Below are 14,589 nucleotides of genomic sequence, written 5' to 3' on the forward strand. Positions count from 1 at the left end.
ATTATCGGCGAGGGTCCAAAGCGCCATTTCTTGCTAAGGGGGCAGGGGCTGACGGCTAACACCAGCTTTCCTGGAAGCCCCGCCATTCGTGCGCGTTCGATCGACCATTCGGGGCGCGTCGGAGCTCGTCCCGCGCCTGTATCGCCATCCGTCTTTCGCGGTCGCACGAGCCGTTTATCTCGGGCGCGCTGAAGCCTTCGAGACGGATTTTCTCGCCCTTCTCCCAAATCGTATCGCCATCGACCGCGCAGTTGACGCGCTTAATGCTGCCGCAGATCGGCATGGCGATGGAATTGCCGGCCGCCGCGAGCGACACAGCCTCTGTCTGGCGTTCTCCTGACGCAATCTCCCATCCGATTACACCGGAGCCAACGAGCGGCGCAGAATCCAACCACGACTACTGGCGGTTTACTTATAGGAATCTCTGACGTTTCGAATTTTTGTGCGCCCGTGCGGTATCAATCCGTTGCCGGCAATAATCAGTGCACCGAACGGTCCGATTCGGCTTTCGATGCGAACACGTCGGTACTCAGTAATGCTCAAGTTTTGGTCCGCTGCATTCTGCCAATTGAATGGTTCCACTACGGCGTTGTGAGGCGCACGAACAACGATCCGAATGCCATCCCTCGCCCAGACCGCATCCTCGAACTCTGAAACCAGCATAGTCCCCTCCCTTCTGATCCCCGATTGAAACAAACAGAGTAGAAGCAAATTGTCGAGAGGCTCAGTGCGGGCTGGCACCCCTAGCGGTGTCGGTGGACAGGCTAGAGCGCTCAGTTAAACGACCGCCAGTCAGCTCTTCCAGCATTGTAGAAGCCCCGCCGGCACGAAACCAACGGGGCTGCTGCATCTAACATGGCGTTGGCAGATCGTGACAGATCATCGCCCGTAATTTTCAACCGGTTTGAAGAACCCGCTCGGCTGTTTGCGGTGCCTCTTCAATGATCCGAAGAAGCATGCGCGCCGAACCTTCGGGCTTGCGGCGACCCTGCTCCCAGTTTTGGACCGTTGCGAGAGGGAATCCAAAGGCAGCGGCAAACTCCCTTTGGCTCATATTCAAGCTGCCACGGATAGCCCGCACATCGACATTGTCGGGAACCCTGACCACCCGTACACGTGCTCTGGAAACGTCGCCGCCTGCATACTCAATCGCCTCTCTGAGCCCATCAAGTATCTTAGCTCCGGACATAATGCATTCCTCTCAAGCGAGTAGACTGTTACGAAGAGTCTCCTCCCACTTCGCCCGATACTGGGCCTTGAGCTGGCTCACAAACATAGACATTTCGCGCTCCTCCCGTTTGCTCAATCGAAGCTGCTCGCCTTTGCCGTAGACTGCTAAGACGAACAGCGGCATGTTCAGGTCATGATAGAAATAGCAAACCCGAATACCCTTGCTCTTTCCCTTACCTTGACCCATCCACCGCAATTTCCGGATGCCGCCCGTTTCCGGAATCACGCTTCCACTTTCTGGATTGACGGCTAGAAAGTCGAAAAGCTCATCCACTTCATTCTCGCTCAAGAGCTTCTGCAGGTCCCGCTGCGCACTCTTAAGCTCTGCTATTGTAATCGGATACGCCGCATCTCCGCGCCCCAATCTAATCACGTTGAGCACCACGCCCCTTCTCCTTTTTCCGTAAGAGAATTACCCTTGGCTGCCCCCGTTTTCGATCGGGAAGTACGCCAATGGCGGACAGGTGTCAAGCGCGATATAGGCGCTCAGCGGTTAACGTCCAGTTAATTTTTGGTAACCATCTGTTTCTGAGCCCGCTTTCGGCAGCGGCGCGCCATGCGATGCGGGGGATAGCGAAACCCGCGATCTATCGAATAGCTCTCATCTGTATCCGCTCACGCTTAGAATACTTGGCTCGATCTGGCTTGACGGCCTGCTCTCTGGCGTCACGATAAGCCGGGTGATGACGATGTCGCGCCCCTCTGGCGATGCTGCATGGCCGCTCTGCCTCAGCAGTGCATTGGCATCCCCGTCCCAGCCAGCAGGAGCCACAATGCGGACCACACGCGATACTGTGCCCTGTGAGCCGCGTGTCATTTCCTCCAACTTGCGCAGTCGCGCTTCTAGAACGTTACGCATGGGCCATAGGCTCCTGTTTGATACTAGCCACGAGCGCCGCCAATGCGTCCGGCTCCAGCAGTGCGGGCTTGCAGGTGGTTTCACGCTGTAGGCGGATAAGCTGAGGCTGCGAGAGGCCGGCAGCGGCCATCAATGACCTATCCAGCTCATCAATCCGCGCAGTCAGCTCATCGTCGCTGAGATGGCCGAACGCATCGGCGTTCCGTCCACGGTTCCGCTCCAGCTTCGAAAGACGGGTTGCAAAGTTCACAGCGCGGCCCTCGCCTCAAGTGCTGCAATCCTGTTCGCGAGCTGTTCGGTCTCGATAGCCTTGCGCCGTGCGTCCAGCAGGCCAACGATGACAGCTCCCTCGTCAGGCGAGATGATGCCCTCCGCAACCTGCGCAGTAACCTCGCCAATTGCGCCGGGGATGTCTTCCGCCTTCGATACTTCGGGCAGATCGAACTCGAAGCGCGTTCCCTTCCGGGGCGGCCATACCCTATCGAGGATGATCCGCGCGGCCTGTGCGTCACCTTCCTTGGCCTTGTCCATCATGGCCTTGATGATGTCCTTGACTTCGCCCTCTCCGAGCGCGTCCAGAGCTACGAGAGCCTTGGAGCGCGAGCCGGCACGCCTGCCACGCGGGTTGCCTGACTGCCCCGGCTGAAAGCGCGTTTCCTTCGGCGGTTCGGATTGCTTGTCCGTCATGCTGAGCCCGTCTCGATAATGATGAAAGCCTGTTCCCCGCCCTGCTCTGGCAGGGGATGATGCAGAGCGCGGCCATTGACCGCGACATCATCCATGATGTGCTGCCACACGGCGCTGATGACGCTTTTGACGGTTGGGTTTTCCATGCACTCGGCAGCGAAAGACGACGCCGTTGCGCCCTCCCGGCCGATCCGCTTGGCTGCGGCGATAGCGTTCACGTCAACAAAATACTCGCTGACGAATGCAAGCTGGTCCTGGCTAAGCATCAATCCCTCCCGTTACCTCAAGAGCCTGTTGCATTCTCATGGCGGCATCGTTGATGTGCGAATGGATCTTCCGGGCTGTCGGCAAAACGGCGCGCGCAAACTCGGGATATTCCCTGGAGACGTAGCGGCCATATGCCTCCGCGTGTTCGCCGCTCCAATGCGCGGGGCATATCCAGCAATCGAGAGAGTCAGGCACTTCCGAATAGTGCGATGGCAGCTCAACGCCTTCTGCGTCGGCAAATGTAAACACTTCCTCGTCCGTCCAGTCTTCGATTGGTGAGAGCACCGTGACATGCGCCGGAGTCTGTTCACTCTTGCCGCTGAACCGCCAATCATCGGCCTTCCGTTGCCCATGCAGCAGCGTCATCGGCCCAGCATGGTTCTGACAAAACACCTTCACCGGGAATGCCTTCGATGCAGTACAGCACATCGGCCACGGCTGGAGCCGCATACCCTTCTCGCCGGAGAAGAAGTCCGGCACCGTTATGACCTCGCTGGGAAGCCCGCTCGCTTTCCACGCCAACATCAGATCCGAATTGAGTTCAACCAATCCGAACCGCTCGCCATGCTTGCGAATTAACGCCTCCACATGGGGGAAGGTGTAGCCCGTGTTCGACCACACCAGCTTGAAACGCCCTTGATATGGCTCGCAGAGCTTCAGGATGACGAGCGAATCCTTGCCCCCGCTCATGGACAGGTAGACGGGCTGCGGTCTGGCGAAGATGTCGGCGATTGCGGCCTCGGCCTTCTGCTTCTTTGCAGTGAGTTGGGGGGAGATGGCCACGGTCATCAGTTCAGCGACCCTCTATCGTTCGTCTGAGTAAGCAGCACCACGGCAGAGAGGGTGAGCCGGTCCAGTTCGGGGCCTTTGCCTTCCGGCTCCCGGCAATCAAGGACCGTATCGCCTTTCCATGCCATCGCGTGCTGAATACCCAGCACTCTCAGATGAGCATCGGGGACAGTCACCACGGCTGTTCGGGACGGCAGCAGTGTCTTGAGAACATCGGATGTAGGCAGGCGTAGCGAGGGGTTGCCGGTGGCCTCTGCGGACAGGCATAGGACGGCATTGAAGCCAAGCGACAGAAGCGGCACCGGGACCGCAAGGAGATTGACGCCGCCCACCGGAGGCAATGAGGGATACCCATCGTCATTGCAGGGCACGCCAAACGCTTCTGCGATTTCCTCATAGGTGCGATCGGTCGCGGTCGCGAAGGCTGCAATCATGCAGTCGTCGTGGGTGCGCTGGGGTACGTAGGCGCCCATCACTGACGCCCTCCGAGAATATCGAGGCTCTGAACGGTCAGGTTCTCGACCGCAAACAGAGCCTTTGTGAGCATGTCCTGCCCGATGGCGTGATAGAGGTCGGCGTTGTCGTCATTCCCCTGTGCACGGTAAACGGCTACCATCTCGTGGCACCCGCGCGCATAGATGATGAGGTTTGATAGTTCGCCTTCCGTGCTTGCGCCACCACCGTAGACCTGCGCAATCGCACCTGTGACGGCGTCCAGTTCTTCCGGGTTCGTCGGATCAAGAACGGCGCCCGTCAGACGCTCGCTGACAGCTTCCATTACGTCGAGAATGGTCGGAATAGAGCTGCCGGGGGTGTTTGCTTCCGCTTTCATCGGTTTCCGCCTATATTCTCTGTAAAGCACCTGAACGGACGGCTTCGCCCATGGACCAGAGACCGCATAAGACCGAGCAAGCCCCGAAAGAGGCGAAGCCCAAAGCCACAGCGATTTCCATCATCACGACGGCTGTCATCCTCGGCGTTGGCCTGTCGCTCGCTCGGGGCGATGCTGAGGGCATTCCTGCCTATGACGTGCCATGGCTCATTGCCCTGGCGCTGTTGGCTGGCGGTCTCTATTTCGGTGCTGTTCATTTGCTCCTGAAGGGTTGGGACAGGGTGTGGGCTTCGCTCAAGGCTCGGGTTACCGGGCGGGCGTGACAGTCAGCTCAAGCGGCTGACGGGGCGACGTTCCAACCGCAAGGCTCTGGATAATCTCGCGCGCTTTCGCAGCCGTAAGGTCTCCCCTGCGCTGCGCAGCCTGGACGGTCTTGATGACCCGCGTCATCGCCTTTGGATCGCGCGAGGTGAGCAGCTCCCCGAGTTCGCTCAGGTTCTTCTCGTTCCACGCCGTCCGGACGCCCCCAGTGAGGCGGTCACCAAGGCGAGCGAGGGAGTCACCCACATTGAGGTTGAGGGCCGATCGGAGCATGCCGCGTTCGTCACTGCCACGGATGCCCAAGTCCTTCTGCGCCATCTGGCGACCAGCCGTTACAGACTGCCCGGTGATTTCCTGATTGGTGGCCGCGAACGTCGTTTCGGCATCAAGCGAGTTGAGCAGGCGCGAGGCCTGTTCATCCCCCAGGATGATGCCGAGCTTTTCCTTGTTCCAGCCCTTATCGAACAGAGAGCGAGCCGCGAGAGCGTCGTTTCGAGCCGTGCCCATGGTCTTGGCGATTTCCGCCCGTGCGCCCTGCACGAAAGCATCCTTCTCCGCATCTCCCATCTTCATCATCTGCGTGCGAAGCTGGCTCGGGGTCAGGTTGCGGGAAAAGACCTTCTGGCCTTCCTCCAGCGAATCCAGAACCGAAGCAGGACCGGAGAACGCCGCCCGCGCCTGCTTGTATTCCGGCACAGCGTCATCAACGAAGCCGATGAGCTTCTTGCGGAGCTGGTCGAATATACGGGCCTCGTTGTTGTTCCCGGCCCGCTGCGCAGTGGAATACATGTCGTCAAGCGCACGCTTGGTCATGTCCAGTTCGTAAACGCTAGGCGTTCTGGTAATCGTTACGGCCCCGTCATCAGCGACGTTGGCAAACCAGCCGCGAGTTGCAGCGCTGAACGTCTCATCATCAGCGGCTAGACGACGTGCGGACTGCATGGCCCGACCCACCGAAGGACGCTTCAGCAGGTCTTCCAGTTCCTGCGTGAACGGCACCGGCTTGGAATAGGCCGCGTTGTAGAGCGGCTTTGCAGCGGCAGAACGCTGGGCAATGATGTCGTCGGCAAGCGCAACGGTATCCACTGGAGCGCCAAGAGCATCGTCCAGAGTGACCCCAATGCGGTTACCGGCACGAGCCTGCCGGCCTGTCACCGCAGAGCGGACCACTTCCTGCCCGCGTCCCGGAGTGGTGGCGATTGCGCCGGCCTGCCCCCTAAGGTTGGGGCCAAGGTCCATTGGCATTGCGTCAGGCCCAAGGGCAGACAGGCGCGCGCCCATGTCATCGGCCGCATCGGCACCGGCCGCGCGTGCCAGGTGGCCTTGAGCCGGCGTCACGCCCGCAGCCTTTCGATAGGCCCAACGCCCTACACCGCCAACCGCGTCGCTGAGCGCGGGCGCTAAGGCCCCAATAGCACCGCCCGTAACTGCGCCAGGGATGATTGCATCGGCACCATGGCGCACGCCGGCATCCGCGCCGCCGATAGCTGCACCGGATGCACCGCCAGCGAGCGCACGCATGGCTAGAGGGCCAGCATTGGCACCAAACAGACCCGGTGCGGCTGCTACAGCCGGTAAGGTACCTGCCACGCCGCCAAGAACGTTGCCCGTGAAATTGACATACGGATGCTGCGCAGCGGCCTCATCGACCATCTGCCCCATTTCCGCGCGAACTTCCTCTTGTGGCCTGCCCGTGAGTGCCGAGCCGGCGAAAGCCGCCGCGTTCTCAACACCGGATTGCAGGTAGGGGCCGGCAACCGGGATGCCCTCCACGAAACCCGAAAGCGCAGACTGGAGAGCCGGCGCAGAGGATCTAGCAGGCTGGCGCTCGACCAGCCCGGTTTCGGGGTCGTAGCCTTCGACGCCAGGAGGAACAAACTCCGGCACACCGGCGTGACCTTGCGATGCCCGCTCACCGACAATCGGGGCTGCGTCCCACCAGTTTTGAGGCTGGCTGACAACGGGTGCGGATTCCCACCAGTTGGCCATTAGGGCTTCCTCCGAACCGTGCCGTCAGGGGCAAGGAATTGCGTGCCGCTCGGAAGCCGCTTGTAATCCTCCACGTCCATAATCTGGCGCGGGGCGTCATTAGTCGCGGTCTCGAAAAGCGGGTTCGCGTTGGCGTAGTCGCGAAGATATGCGTTGAACCCGGCATCGAGCCGGCCATTCTGCTGCACGTACTCATCAGCGATACGGGCGATTTCAATTTTGCGCTGTTCCATCAGGCGATAGGCTTGCAGCATGCGCTTGTTGCCCTCAGGCGAGCGATCGATGCCGATCTGCGAGTCTTTCAGGAACTTGATGTCACGGTCAGACAGTGCGCCAGGCATGCCCATGCCGCCGTCAGGCGAACGCATCATCAGCGCCATGCGGTTCTGAACAGAACGGATCAACTCGCCACCGGCCAGCTTTTCCGGGTCTGTGTCGAGGCCCATAGCCGCGCCCAACTGGCGAAGGGTCAATTCGGTCTCAGCACCGAAGCCAGTGCGCACGCCGCTGTTGAAAGCCTGTTCAGCGAGGTCGTACATGCCGAGCATCTGTTGCGAGTTCATCGCGCCGGCCGTGAGGTCGTCATAGCGCTTCGCCCAAAGCTTGGCGCTTTCCGTGTCCCAAGCCTTTTCAGCCTCCATGTTGTTGTTGATGGTGGTCGCGCCGGCCTGTTTCATCTCCATCTGCCAGGAGCGAAAATCGCCCTGATAGCCTTCGCGCTTGGCCTGCTGATATTCGCGGATGTCGGTCGTCTTCTCAGCGTTGGAGCGTTCGAAATCTAGCTTTTGCTCATCGATACCAAGCCGCCCAGCTTCGTACGGTGACATGCGCGGATTACGCAGGTTTTCCACCTCAAGCTGGGTCTTCTCAAAATCCAGTTGATTGCGGGGGTCGCGCGCATCGACGTACTGCTTGAGGTAGTGCTGCAAGAGCGGCGGATTGGCAGCGAGCCCGCGCGCCGTCCCCTCGTCCAAGCCCTGCTGCTGGAGCCAGTGGACCGTTTGATTGACCTTCTGGCCATCGCCGCCGCTTAGCCAATCCGAGATGCCGGACAGGAAACCACCGCCCCGCTGCTGCCCACCATGCGGCTGACTGCCCGTGTCAAAACCGGGATGTGCTTCGTTGCTGATGGAAGTCGTGCGAGGGCGCAGGGCCGAACCCGACTGCTCGAATGCGGGCGGCATATTGTCGGACTGCTGCGGCATCTGCTGCTGATTGAATATCGCATCGGTGCCGTAGAGCCGAGCGACAAGCTCAGCCTGCGAGCCAAGGCCGGCGGCGGCCAGCCTTTCCGGGTCCATCATCGAAGGGGGGATGTAGGGAAGCATTAGCGGCCTCTCATGTTGGCGAGGATGCGCAGGAGCTGTTGCCCATCCGCAGAGCGACCGCCGGGGAACGGCGCGGGCTGAAGCGGCTGCATCTGGTTATCGCGCTCCATGCTACTGGCAGCGTTGGCGATGGCGTTGCGCTGATCGACGTTGATCTGAAACGGATTGAACCCGTCCATCGGCGGGGCTGGCGGGAAATAGTTGGTCGGGCTGGCCTGCGCCGAAATGCTGCCGCCTAGCTTGCCGGGAGAAAACATCACGCCGCCCTCTTACGGATGGCAGCGAGCGCAGCGTTGCGATCGATGACGGCAAAACCCGATCCACCGGATACGGGCTCGACACCCGGAAGGCTGCCACGACGGGCTTCGGCCAGGACACGGCGCATCGGCAGGCAATCACGGTGATGAAGCCGAACGAGCTGGCGCAGGCTGATGGGCGGGGCATAGACGGCCATGACTACACCGCCACCCGCTGCGCCGCCTCGGTCGCCGTCTGGCGAAGGAAGTCGGAAAGGGTCAGGCCACGCGTGCGGGCCACCTCGGCAAGACGGCGCTTTTCGTCTCGCGCCACTCTCACCTGAATCAGGCCGTCCATTGGTTCGGAAAATCGCATCTCTGCCTCCAAATCACTGAAGGCAACATACCACAGGTCGGCTCACTCGTAAGGACAAAAGAATAGCAATTACAATTGCTTATGTATTGTCCGTGGCTGTCCTGTTGTGTCCTGTAGCGTCTGCCTGCGTTCATGCCGCGGCCCCCGCTTTCCACAACATCACGCGTTCGTGACTGCGGGGATTGGGAGTGACCTTCGAGATTTCAGCCCCATGCGGGTGCCCGCACACTTGCTAGGTGCGGAGATTCGCGCTCCGGCTCGAGGAGCGCAAGCTGGCAGAGGATACGGAGACGGTGGGAGAGGGTTAGATCCGAGACTAGACGACCAAGACATCATCCCCCAATATGCTTTTGGGCTTGGAGGATTCGTTGTTCGTATACACCCTTGATCAAGAGCCGCCGATTACGGCGCTCCACGGCAATGGCGAATTCATCTATCGAGTAGCCATCGGCTACGACGACGAAACAGGCCATGTCTTTTCGGCCATAGTAATCTTCGCGCCACTTGCAGCCTACGGCGACGGTACAGGCTACGAGCTGGTTTTCCGCCTCGTTGAAGCCTCGATCGATGGATCCTATGTGTACGATTATCATGACGGCTTGGAAACGAAGCGTTTCATCACGGAACGAACTCACCGTGACGACATTGTCGACCTGATACTGTACTTGGTCGAAGCTCACATTGACGAGTTGCGGCCGGCTGCTGTAGAGATGGTGACACATACCGAGAATTTGCCCGACCCTGCGCTACGGAAATTTCACGATATTGCTGCAGTGTTCCGGCAAAAGGGCTACCAAGCCGGTCCGGCCGATCCATGGCACGGGCGATGGATATGGATGATGCGACTACCATAGCGGGCGGGAATGCCCGATTTGCAAGGGATTGCTCCTGAAAGGAGAAAGCCATGATGACGATTTTGAAGCGCGACGAGCAGATCGAACTGATGAAGAATGCGAAGGAGCGCCATGATGCGCTTTTCCGGCGTGTGCTCGCCGATCCGCTTGTGCGCGAGGTTGTGTCGGAGCCCGCCCCTACGCAGGTAAAGAGCGCTTATGTCCGTTCTGAAACGCGGATGGCTCGCTGCGGCTGAGCCAATGCGAGACTTAGTTTCAGGAACCCCGCTCCGGCGGGGTTTCTTTTTAGGCGGATGACCTGAAGGCGTGGCTCACCGGGGCTACGCCTTTTTTGCTCCGTCGATCGAAATCTGCGGTGACAAGCGCCCTCCTTCGAGGACAGGTGCTATCGCTCAGGCTTGACACCCTCTCATAAGCCCATTGCGACATTGCCACCGCGACCGACCCTCGCGAGTGCGCACGAGGGTCTAGGTCTCTGGTCTGTGTATGGGTCTGGGTCTCGGTATTTCGATACGGTTTCCAGAGCGAAAAACTGGGTATCGAAACGGTATGCAAACGGTTTGGATAGGGTTGTTTCCACGCCATCAGCCACCCCCTTTCATGTGACGGGTGTTCAGTAGATAGCTGCTCGCACCCACTGGCTGGAGTGTCCCGTATCCCCGGGGAGACCTGGCCGCCTCCTTCTGAGCGGCTTCGATCTGTCGCCGTGTCTCGTCCTCTTCCTTGCGCTTTTGGTATGCCTGCCAAGCCTCGGCGAGTGCTTCCTCGGCCTTCTCACGCAGGCGGTCGGATTCGACTTCAGACACCAGCTTTGACGTTCCCTTGTAGTGGTTCGGGTTCATCGGCGGGTTGTGACGAAACCAGCGCTCTATGAGGATTTCACTGGTCGCCGGGTCGTAATCGATCATCTCGCCGCTCAACAGTGCATCACGCGCGACGGTATACGCTTCGGCCTCGCAATCGAGGTCGGCACAAGCATAGAGGTCCGGGAGCGCATAGCAGCCAGCGGAGTTCACGTGCTTGTTTGTGACAAGGTAAAAATAGACCAGCTTGGGCGTTGCCGGCCCTTGCAGGCGGCGGAATCTCCCCGACCGCCATACGGCCGGGGAAACCTTGCTAAACTCGCGTGCGCTCATCAGGCAGCCCTCGCGACTTCCTCGATTATCGACACCTCAGAGTGCAGAACGTACCGCGCATGGGTGCCGGGGAACGGTCCCGTGTGCGCCTCGTGGATCGTTTCGATAACGAAACCATGCTTGCGCAGCTTGAGAACGTAGGCGCTCCAGCGTGGGCCAGGGTGAGTAATGGGAGTGCAGCCCGCCTTGCCGGCCTTAATGAGTTCCTGAAGCGCCCAAGCATCCCGCCCCTTCACGGTGACAGTAGCGCCATCCGGCTCGATCTTGGCAATGATGGTGAGAGTGGTGTTGCGCATGGTGCTATTCCTTGTGCACAGACGCGCGCAGGCGGTTCGCCTCGCGGATCGCGTCGATTGCCTGCACAGCGGTGAGACCGAACTGGCGGCGGATTGTCGGGACGATAGGGTTGGCGCGGCGGTCGCCGTGGGTGAGAAGCCAGTGCGCCGCCTGGAGCGTTTGCGGGGTCAAGCTCGCGCCTCCCCAAATGCCAATTCAGCTGTGAGACGAGCCAAGGGCCACGACAGCGGGAACCGCTCGCGAAGGCGAAGCGCTTGAAGCTGGCGGGCGTTTGGGCTAGGGTCCAGGGGTTCGAATTTGCCGGGAAGCATTTCGATCTTCTGGAGGCCGGTCGTGTGCGAGACGACCGGCTTTCGTGCTTCTAGGGGTATGCTACACCCCCTTCGGCAGCGATTTGACGTAGCTCTCCAGTTCCTCAACGAGAACAAGAGTGCGCTTGCCGGACTTGCGGGGCGTTAGCTTACCTTCGCTGAAAAGTTTGTAGAGGCTGCTGCGCCCGATACCGACCATCTGTACAGCTTCGGGAATAGTAACTGAGATTTTCATCTTCGGGTCCATCCGTGTTCAGGGTTACTCACACGGACAATGTGGACGCGTTGGCAGCAGATTTGATGTGGGCTCATTGAGGGGCGTGTCGCGAGCCCTATTCGCCCCCATCCCGTATTTTGTTTCCTGTTCGGACCACCTGCCGAATCCGCTCCGCGAGCGCATCCGGTGAACTGACGAGTTCCGTCAAATCTCTGAGTTTCTCAGCCTCACCGCGTACATGGCTCGAAAACATAGAATTGATTTCGAACAGTAGCAGCGTGAACCGCGACGGCTCCCCCGTGGCGTTGAGTGGACCTCTAGGATAGCCATGCTCGGTTGCCCAGCTTCTCATTCTTTGCAGCCATTCCTTGAACGCCCTGCCCGGTTGCCATCCCGCGCCACCTTCCCCGCGCTCCAGCGCCGCTACACTTTCATCAGTCTTTGCAACAGCGGCGGATAGGCCAATCGCAACATCGCACAAGAAGCGCAGACTCTGCTGGACCGCCATGGACCTCTCGTCGCCGCGCATCGGCTGCCAGCCGCTGTTTGACGGGTCCAAAAACAGCAAATCGCTTGCCCTAACTGTGGTCGGGAAATTGCGCAAATGGTCGCTCAACAAGCTAGTCAATGCGTGCCCAGCGTCCGTTTGCGGCACCAGCTCACCAAAAGCGAAGGCTCTAAACCCCTTTATGGCGACTTTCACCTTGTCGAGTTCCGCCCGCATATCGGCAACACGGTCACTGTTCAGCTCGGCAATTCGCCAACGGATGTAATTCTCAGCCTCTTCGATGAGATTTTCTCGCGCGGACTCGGATAGCGGAGTCCCATAGATGCGTTCCAAACGCTCGAAGTCGCTTGGGCTGACATCAAACGTAGGGTTTGGGCCCGCCCAAGTGAATACGTCAACTCTCGCGCCGAACTTCGACATCGCTGCACCTTGCGAAAGCACCTTAAGAACCGCAAGGAAGCCGGGAGGTGCACCCCGGCTTGTCGGCTGGCCGGCCTATCCCTGCGGGTTCGGTTATCTCGGGAAGGCCAAAATCTTGCCCTTTGTGGCTCGCGCCTGTTTCGTGTCCAGATAGTCCGCCCAAGCCTGCATCATCTTCCTGCGGCGCTCCAGAGCATCGGAACGGCGGTAAGCGGCCTCAACGGCGTTGCCGACGCTATGCGCCAATGCTGCCTCGGCTACCTCGCGCGGAAAACTCGTCGCATCACCAGCCCAATCGCGAAAGCTGGAACGGAAGCCATGCACCGTCACCGCCACCTTGAGGCGCTTGAGCAGCATTGCCATAGCCATATTCGACAGCGGCCTATCCTTGCGTTCGCCGGGAAACACGTATCCCTTGGCCTCTCTGGACTCTTTCAGTCGATCGAGAAGGGCGACCACCTGCTTCGACAGCGGCACGCGATGCTCTTTGCCTGCCTTCATGCGCTGTTTCGGGATGATCCACACCCCGGCGTCGAAATCTATCTCCGACCATTTCGCCCCGATGGTTTCACCGGATCGGCCAGCACAAAGAATGTTGAACTCCAGAGCGCGCGCCGCCATCGCATCAGAGCCACGCAAGCGCTCAAGGAATGCCGGCACCTCTGCATATGGCATCGCTGTGTGGTGGCCCCGCGTAAGCTTCTGGCGGGCCGGTAGCACATTCTTCAAGTGTCCGCGCCACATGGCCGGGTTTTCGCCCTGCCGCCATCCCTTGGCCTTGCAGAAGTCCAAAACACGCTCAATCCGGCCCCGCACTCGCGATGCCGTTTCCGCCTTTTCACTCCAGATCGGATTGAGAACCGTCAAAACGTCTTCCGTTGTGATGGTCGAAACCCGCTTCTCATTGATGGCCGCGCAATAGGTCGTCAGCGTCGAACGCCACTGCCCCCGATGCTTTTCGTTTCGCCAGCTCTTTTCCATTGAAGCGAGGAACTTGGTCGTTGCATCGGCAAACGTTGGCTCGTCCTCCCGGTCACGCTCGGCAATCGGATTGCCGCCCTGTGCGACTGTCTGGCGATGGTCGGCAGCGGTCTTGCGAGCGTCAGCAAGGGAAATCAGCGGGTACGAACCCAAGCCCATTTCATAGCGCTTCTGTCCTTTGGAGCCGTCTGCCTTCGTGGTCACAACCGACCACATGAACAACCAGGACTTGGCACCTGAGGGCGCGACATTGAGATAGAGCCCGCCGCCATCGCTGTGCCGGCCGGGCTTGAGCCGGTCCGACTTTGCATAGGCATCAGAGAGTTTGTGCAGCGTGCGGCTCATTCCCCACTACTTTCCCCATTTCGTAGTGGGGATAATACCAGACAGTGCCGGACAGTGCTAGACGCTCGGCGGGCTACAACGCTTGCAATCCAACAACTTTCGGGACGCTTACGAACACAGTGGGACAGAGGTTATGCGGACTCCCTCTCCGCCAGCGAATTTTCTTGATGATTTACGCTTTGTTTTCAGTCGCCTAGATAGATCACCCCGATCCCTGGCGCCCCACGAAGGTGCCCCAAATTTCTGAAAGTGCGGCCATGCAAAGGTTTCCGCCAAACGCTCATACGCTCTATTCTGCGGCTAAAGGATACTGGATCGCTGCACAGATGATTGTATCCAGTCCGCACCGGGCAGGGCGTGAGATCGCTACGCTGATGCCCCTCAACCTGCTAGTTGCCTTCGCAATTGAACTATACCTGAAGTCATGGCTAAGTGCTTGCGGCTGCGATGAGGAATGCCTCAAGAAGATCGGCCATAACCTAGAGAAGGCACTAAACTCTGCGGAGAGAAATGAATAGCCCCTAGATTTGTGGACGCCTTCTTCCCTAAATTTGAGGCAAGGAGGCCATGATGGGGACCGGCAATTTCAGTGACGAGTTCAAGCGC

23 protein-coding genes are annotated in these 14,589 nt (G+C 59.5%); 3 read left to right on the forward strand and 20 right to left on the reverse strand.

The features are described from left to right. Positions 1-55: 55 nt before the first annotated feature. From ACVJNE_RS18955 to ACVJNE_RS18995, 9 genes are all read right to left on the reverse strand, one after another. On the reverse strand, positions 56-391 hold the full coding sequence (locus tag ACVJNE_RS18955) for a thermonuclease family protein (protein WP_499568094.1): 336 nt from the start codon (positions 389-391) through the stop codon (positions 56-58). Between the two features lie 504 nt (positions 392-895). After that, entirely contained in the window at positions 896-1,189 is a 294-nt protein-coding gene (locus tag ACVJNE_RS18960; RefSeq protein ID WP_499568096.1) for a helix-turn-helix domain-containing protein, read from the reverse strand. Between the two features lie 12 nt (positions 1,190-1,201). Next, positions 1,202-1,615: an addiction module toxin RelE gene (locus ACVJNE_RS18965; protein ID WP_499568097.1), complete on the reverse strand. Its 414-nt coding sequence runs from the start codon at positions 1,613-1,615 to the stop codon at positions 1,202-1,204. A 466-nt stretch (positions 1,616-2,081) separates the two neighbouring features. Beyond that, positions 2,082-2,339 carry a hypothetical protein gene (locus tag ACVJNE_RS18970; RefSeq protein WP_499568099.1) on the reverse strand — a complete coding sequence of 86 codons (258 nt, stop codon included), beginning with the start codon at positions 2,337-2,339 and terminating at the stop codon, positions 2,082-2,084. Then, a complete protein-coding gene (locus ACVJNE_RS18975; protein ID WP_499568101.1) occupies positions 2,336-2,776 on the reverse strand; it encodes a DUF5681 domain-containing protein in 441 nt (146 codons plus the stop codon). Before ACVJNE_RS18975 ends, ACVJNE_RS18970 begins: the two co-directional genes overlap by 4 nt. After that, complete coding sequence (locus ACVJNE_RS18980; RefSeq protein WP_499568103.1) at positions 2,773-3,042, reverse strand: terminase small subunit; 270 nt, start codon at positions 3,040-3,042, stop codon at positions 2,773-2,775. Before ACVJNE_RS18980 ends, ACVJNE_RS18975 begins: the two co-directional genes overlap by 4 nt. Beyond that, positions 3,035-3,832, reverse strand: a complete 798-nt coding sequence (locus ACVJNE_RS18985) for a phosphoadenosine phosphosulfate reductase domain-containing protein (protein WP_499568104.1) — start codon at positions 3,830-3,832, stop codon at positions 3,035-3,037. The genes ACVJNE_RS18980 and ACVJNE_RS18985 overlap by 8 nt, the downstream gene beginning before the upstream one ends. Next, positions 3,832-4,305 (reverse strand): hypothetical protein, encoded by a 474-nt coding sequence (locus ACVJNE_RS18990; protein ID WP_499568106.1) that lies wholly within the window; start codon positions 4,303-4,305, stop codon positions 3,832-3,834. The genes ACVJNE_RS18985 and ACVJNE_RS18990 overlap by 1 nt, the downstream gene beginning before the upstream one ends. Next, positions 4,305-4,664, reverse strand: a complete 360-nt coding sequence (locus ACVJNE_RS18995) for a hypothetical protein (protein ID WP_499568108.1) — start codon at positions 4,662-4,664, stop codon at positions 4,305-4,307. The genes ACVJNE_RS18990 and ACVJNE_RS18995 overlap by 1 nt, the downstream gene beginning before the upstream one ends. A 50-nt stretch (positions 4,665-4,714) precedes the next feature. Here ACVJNE_RS18995 and ACVJNE_RS19000 point away from each other — a divergent pair, with 50 nt between their 5' ends. Next, positions 4,715-4,987: a hypothetical protein gene (locus tag ACVJNE_RS19000; protein ID WP_368803459.1), complete on the forward strand. Its 273-nt coding sequence runs from the start codon at positions 4,715-4,717 to the stop codon at positions 4,985-4,987. Here ACVJNE_RS19000 and ACVJNE_RS19005 read toward each other — a convergent pair. The 5 genes from ACVJNE_RS19005 to ACVJNE_RS19025 are packed head-to-tail and all read right to left on the reverse strand — an operon-like array spanning position 4,971 to position 8,914. Next, positions 4,971-6,974 carry a hypothetical protein gene (locus tag ACVJNE_RS19005; protein ID WP_499568110.1) on the reverse strand — a complete coding sequence of 668 codons (2,004 nt, stop codon included), beginning with the start codon at positions 6,972-6,974 and terminating at the stop codon, positions 4,971-4,973. The genes ACVJNE_RS19000 and ACVJNE_RS19005 overlap by 17 nt on opposite strands. Then, a complete protein-coding gene (locus ACVJNE_RS19010; protein ID WP_499568112.1) occupies positions 6,974-8,302 on the reverse strand; it encodes a hypothetical protein in 1,329 nt (442 codons plus the stop codon). Before ACVJNE_RS19010 ends, ACVJNE_RS19005 begins: the two co-directional genes overlap by 1 nt. Continuing rightward, the gene (locus ACVJNE_RS19015) at positions 8,302-8,562 is read right to left on the reverse strand and encodes a hypothetical protein (protein WP_499568114.1); all 261 of its coding nucleotides are present in this window, start codon (positions 8,560-8,562) and stop codon (positions 8,302-8,304) included. The genes ACVJNE_RS19010 and ACVJNE_RS19015 overlap by 1 nt, the downstream gene beginning before the upstream one ends. Further along, complete coding sequence (locus ACVJNE_RS19020; protein ID WP_499568116.1) at positions 8,559-8,756, reverse strand: hypothetical protein; 198 nt, start codon at positions 8,754-8,756, stop codon at positions 8,559-8,561. Before ACVJNE_RS19020 ends, ACVJNE_RS19015 begins: the two co-directional genes overlap by 4 nt. A 2-nt stretch (positions 8,757-8,758) precedes the next feature. Continuing rightward, on the reverse strand, positions 8,759-8,914 hold the full coding sequence (locus ACVJNE_RS19025) for a plasmid mobilization protein (protein ID WP_499568118.1): 156 nt from the start codon (positions 8,912-8,914) through the stop codon (positions 8,759-8,761). 368 nt (positions 8,915-9,282) lie between these two features. Between ACVJNE_RS19025 and ACVJNE_RS19030 the strand changes: the two genes are divergently transcribed. Together ACVJNE_RS19030 and ACVJNE_RS19035 are read left to right on the forward strand one after the other, a co-directional pair. Then, a complete protein-coding gene (locus ACVJNE_RS19030; RefSeq protein ID WP_499568120.1) occupies positions 9,283-9,768 on the forward strand; it encodes a hypothetical protein in 486 nt (161 codons plus the stop codon). Between the two features lie 50 nt (positions 9,769-9,818). After that, positions 9,819-10,004, forward strand: coding sequence for a hypothetical protein (locus ACVJNE_RS19035; protein ID WP_499568122.1), 186 nt, complete (start codon positions 9,819-9,821; stop codon positions 10,002-10,004). Positions 10,005-10,352: 348 nt separating this feature from the next. Here the strand turns inward: ACVJNE_RS19035 and ACVJNE_RS19040 are convergent, their stop codons facing one another. The 6 genes from ACVJNE_RS19040 to ACVJNE_RS19065 form a co-directional block, all read right to left on the reverse strand. Beyond that, the gene (locus ACVJNE_RS19040; protein ID WP_499568124.1) at positions 10,353-10,904 is read right to left on the reverse strand and encodes a hypothetical protein; all 552 of its coding nucleotides are present in this window, start codon (positions 10,902-10,904) and stop codon (positions 10,353-10,355) included. Then, entirely contained in the window at positions 10,904-11,200 is a 297-nt protein-coding gene (locus ACVJNE_RS19045) for a winged helix domain-containing protein (protein ID WP_499568125.1), read from the reverse strand. Before ACVJNE_RS19045 ends, ACVJNE_RS19040 begins: the two co-directional genes overlap by 1 nt. A 4-nt stretch (positions 11,201-11,204) precedes the next feature. Beyond that, complete coding sequence (locus ACVJNE_RS19050; RefSeq protein ID WP_499568127.1) at positions 11,205-11,372, reverse strand: hypothetical protein; 168 nt, start codon at positions 11,370-11,372, stop codon at positions 11,205-11,207. A 201-nt stretch (positions 11,373-11,573) separates the two neighbouring features. Next, positions 11,574-11,747 carry a helix-turn-helix domain-containing protein gene (locus ACVJNE_RS19055; RefSeq protein WP_499568128.1) on the reverse strand — a complete coding sequence of 58 codons (174 nt, stop codon included), beginning with the start codon at positions 11,745-11,747 and terminating at the stop codon, positions 11,574-11,576. Positions 11,748-11,844: 97 nt separating this feature from the next. Next, on the reverse strand, positions 11,845-12,657 hold the full coding sequence (locus ACVJNE_RS19060; protein WP_499568130.1) for a hypothetical protein: 813 nt from the start codon (positions 12,655-12,657) through the stop codon (positions 11,845-11,847). Between the two features lie 93 nt (positions 12,658-12,750). Then, positions 12,751-13,983, reverse strand: coding sequence for a tyrosine-type recombinase/integrase (locus ACVJNE_RS19065; RefSeq protein WP_499568132.1), 1,233 nt, complete (start codon positions 13,981-13,983; stop codon positions 12,751-12,753). Between the last annotated feature and the right edge of the window lie 606 nt (positions 13,984-14,589).

The organism is Mesorhizobium sp. DxT (assembly GCF_058448885.1).

Excerpts from the sequence above, each read along its gene's own strand:
- ACVJNE_RS18960 (WP_499568096.1), bottom strand. The coding sequence starts at position 1,189 with ATGTCCGGAGCTAAGATACTTGATGGGCTCAGAGAGGCGATTGAGTAT.
- ACVJNE_RS18975 (WP_499568101.1), bottom strand. The coding sequence starts at position 2,776 with ATGACGGACAAGCAATCCGAACCGCCGAAGGAAACGCGCTTTCAGCCG.
- ACVJNE_RS18980 (WP_499568103.1), bottom strand. The coding sequence starts at position 3,042 with ATGCTTAGCCAGGACCAGCTTGCATTCGTCAGCGAGTATTTTGTTGAC.
- ACVJNE_RS18985 (WP_499568104.1), bottom strand. The coding sequence starts at position 3,832 with ATGACCGTGGCCATCTCCCCCCAACTCACTGCAAAGAAGCAGAAGGCC.
- ACVJNE_RS18990 (WP_499568106.1), bottom strand. The coding sequence starts at position 4,305 with ATGGGCGCCTACGTACCCCAGCGCACCCACGACGACTGCATGATTGCA.
- ACVJNE_RS18995 (WP_499568108.1), bottom strand. The coding sequence starts at position 4,664 with ATGAAAGCGGAAGCAAACACCCCCGGCAGCTCTATTCCGACCATTCTC.
- ACVJNE_RS19000 (WP_368803459.1), top strand. The coding sequence starts at position 4,715 with ATGGACCAGAGACCGCATAAGACCGAGCAAGCCCCGAAAGAGGCGAAG.
- ACVJNE_RS19005 (WP_499568110.1), bottom strand. The coding sequence starts at position 6,974 with ATGGCCAACTGGTGGGAATCCGCACCCGTTGTCAGCCAGCCTCAAAAC.
- ACVJNE_RS19010 (WP_499568112.1), bottom strand. The coding sequence starts at position 8,302 with ATGCTTCCCTACATCCCCCCTTCGATGATGGACCCGGAAAGGCTGGCC.
- ACVJNE_RS19020 (WP_499568116.1), bottom strand. The coding sequence starts at position 8,756 with ATGGCCGTCTATGCCCCGCCCATCAGCCTGCGCCAGCTCGTTCGGCTT.
- ACVJNE_RS19025 (WP_499568118.1), bottom strand. The coding sequence starts at position 8,914 with ATGCGATTTTCCGAACCAATGGACGGCCTGATTCAGGTGAGAGTGGCG.
- ACVJNE_RS19035 (WP_499568122.1), top strand. The coding sequence starts at position 9,819 with ATGATGACGATTTTGAAGCGCGACGAGCAGATCGAACTGATGAAGAAT.
- ACVJNE_RS19040 (WP_499568124.1), bottom strand. The coding sequence starts at position 10,904 with ATGAGCGCACGCGAGTTTAGCAAGGTTTCCCCGGCCGTATGGCGGTCG.
- ACVJNE_RS19045 (WP_499568125.1), bottom strand. The coding sequence starts at position 11,200 with ATGCGCAACACCACTCTCACCATCATTGCCAAGATCGAGCCGGATGGC.
- ACVJNE_RS19055 (WP_499568128.1), bottom strand. The coding sequence starts at position 11,747 with ATGAAAATCTCAGTTACTATTCCCGAAGCTGTACAGATGGTCGGTATC.
- ACVJNE_RS19060 (WP_499568130.1), bottom strand. The coding sequence starts at position 12,657 with ATGTCGAAGTTCGGCGCGAGAGTTGACGTATTCACTTGGGCGGGCCCA.
- ACVJNE_RS19065 (WP_499568132.1), bottom strand. The coding sequence starts at position 13,983 with ATGAGCCGCACGCTGCACAAACTCTCTGATGCCTATGCAAAGTCGGAC.